The sequence below is a fragment of the Streptomyces sp. NPDC059455 genome, from assembly GCF_042750115.1.
Classification (GTDB): Bacteria; Actinomycetota; Actinomycetes; order Streptomycetales; family Streptomycetaceae; genus Streptomyces; species Streptomyces endocoffeicus.
In genome coordinates, this window is record NZ_JBHYVB010000002.1 from 152,111 (window position 1) to 153,368 (window position 1,258).

The following is a 1,258-nucleotide window of genomic DNA, read 5'->3' on the forward strand; positions in this document are numbered from 1 at the left end:
ACGTGCTTGGGGGGGCTCCCACACCGCCAGCGATGCCAGTCACCCCCGCCGCCCCCCCCCCCCCGGCGGGGTCCCGGAACCCCGCCGGATCGTCGAGGACCGCCTGCACCACCGAGCTGGCCGCGCCCAGCAGCGGACCGTCCGGGCCGAGTCGGGAGACGGTCACCGCCCCGCTGCCCGGACGGGCCGGGTCGGTGAGCCGCCGGCCCAACTCCCGCTCCAGGGCGGGCAGCAGCCAGGGCGCCAGCGGCGTCAGCGCGCCGCCGAGCACCACCTTCTCCGGGTCCAGGAGGTTCACCGCGCCCGCGAGGGCGATCCCGAGCGCCGAGCCCGCGCCGCGCAGCGCACGCCGCGCCCGCTGGTCGCCGCTCGCCGCCCGCACCGCCAGCACGGCGATACGGCCGCCGGGGCCCGGGTGCTGGGCCGCGGCCTCCTCCGAAGACAGGCCGCTCGCCCGCAGCACCGCCTCCTCGCCCGCGTACTGCTCCAGACAGCCGCGGCCGCCGCAGGCGCACTCGGGCCCCTCGGGGCGCACCGGCACATGGCCCAGCTCGCCCGCGAAACCGTGGGTGCCGCGCAGCAGTTGCCCGTCGAGCACGACCGCGGCGCCGATGCCGATCTCGGCCGAGACATGGACGAAGTCCCGCGGCGCCGGGTCGTGGCCGCCCCGCCACAGCTCGGCGAGCGCGCCCAGATTCGCCTCGTTGTCCACGGTCACCGGCAGACCGGGCAGCGCCGCGCGCAGCTCGGGGCCGATGTCCACCCCCTCCCAGCCCAGGTTGGGGGCGCGGACGACCAGCGACGAGTCCCGCGCCACCAGGCCGGGCACCGCCACCGCGAGCCCCACCGGCCGCAGCCCGCCCAGCTCCGCCTCCGCCGCGACCTGCCGGACCAGGCCGGCGAGCTGGGCGAGCACCGGGGCCGGTGGGCGGTCGCGGTTCGCCGAGGCGAGCTCCGTACGGGCCCGTATCCGCCCGGCGAGGTCCATCGCGCACACCGCGAGGTGGTCCACCCCGATCTCCGCTCCCAGCCCGGCCGGACCGCGCTCGTTGAGCTGGAGGGCGCTGCCGGGGCGGCCGACCGTACCGGGCCGGGAGGGGCCCAGCTCGACCAGCAGCCCGTCCCGGATCAGCTCGTCGACGAGCGTGGAGACGGGGGGGGGGGGGGGGCCCCCGCCCCGCCCCCCCCGCGGGGGACCACGGGCGGGGGGCGGGCCGCGGGGGCGCGCCCCTGGTGTTATTTGTGGCGCGCCGGCGCG

Annotated in this window: 1 protein-coding gene; it reads right to left on the reverse strand. The window is 79.6% G+C overall.

Features of this window, described 5'->3' with window-relative positions:
- A partial coding sequence (locus ACFXB5_RS01575) for an ROK family protein (RefSeq protein ID WP_385201349.1) occupies window positions 1-1,258 on the reverse strand: 1,258 nt, incomplete at both ends.